Origin of the sequence: Teichococcus aestuarii, from assembly GCF_042651065.1 — a bacterium.
Lineage (GTDB): Bacteria > Pseudomonadota > Alphaproteobacteria > Acetobacterales > Acetobacteraceae > Pseudoroseomonas > Pseudoroseomonas aestuarii.
Genome location: NZ_JBHSCH010000164.1, coordinates 1 through 967, shown reverse-complemented (window position 1 = coordinate 967; position 967 = coordinate 1). Strand labels below are relative to the sequence as shown.

Sequence of the window (967 nt, the reverse complement as noted above, 5' to 3'; positions counted from 1 at the left end):
CCCAGGGCCCGGCCTCGAAGTCCGTCAGGGCAGTCTCGGCGGCTGTGGCGTCCACCGCCTGGTAGATCGCCTTCAGCGCCGCGGCCACCGCCTTACGATCCTTATAGGCGACGAAGTCCAGGCTGTGGCGTAGGAGGTGGACGATGCAGGTCTGCACCTGCGCCTCGGGAAATACGGCCAGGATCGCCTCGGGAAAGCCCTTCAGCCCGTCCACCACCGCCAGCAGCAGGTCCTCGACGCCGCGGCCGCGTAGCTCGTTCATCACCCTGAGCCAGAACTTGGCACCCTCATTCTGCTCCAGCCAGAGCCCCAGGATCTCCTTGCCGCCGTCGGCCCGGACGCCCAGCGCGATGTGCACCGCCTTGTTGCGGACCAGACCTTCGTCCCGGATCTTCACCCGCAGCGCATCGAAGAACACCACCGGGTAGACAGGCTCCAGCGGCCGGTTCTGCCAGGCACTGATCTCGTCCAGCACCGCATCGGTGACGGCGCTGATCAGGTCGGGTGACACCTCGATGCCGTAGAGCTCGCGCAGGTGGCTGACGATCTCCCGCGCGCTCATGCCGCGGGCGTACATGGATATGATCTTGTCATCAAAGCCGGGAAAGCGGCGCTGGTATTTGGCGATCAGCTGCGGATCGAAGCTCGCCTGCCGGTCCCGCGGGATCTCCAAGGCCAGCTTGCCGCTGTCGGTCACCACCGACTTCCGGCCATAGCCGTTGCGGCTGTTGCCCTCACCACCCTCTCCGGCCAGGTGGTGGTCCATCTCGGCGTTCAGCGCCCGCTCGGCGAGGGCCTTCTTCAGTTCATCCAGCAGGCCGCCCTGCTCAAAGGCCGTCTTGGCATCGGCACCGGCCAACAACTGGTCCAGGATCGCATCCGGGATCCGCGGCTCTTTCCGTCGGGCCATAGGGGGTCTCCTTCTTCCCTACTATGCCCCGCCCTACACGAAATTCCTGACAGTCCC

1 protein-coding gene is annotated in these 967 nt (G+C 65.8%); it reads right to left on the bottom strand.

The window, feature by feature from the left end:
- Positions 1 to 910 (bottom strand): IS256 family transposase (locus ACFOY6_RS24155; RefSeq protein WP_379652461.1); only part of this gene is annotated, 910 nt, incomplete at its 3' end.
- Between the last annotated feature and the right edge of the window lie 57 nt (positions 911 to 967).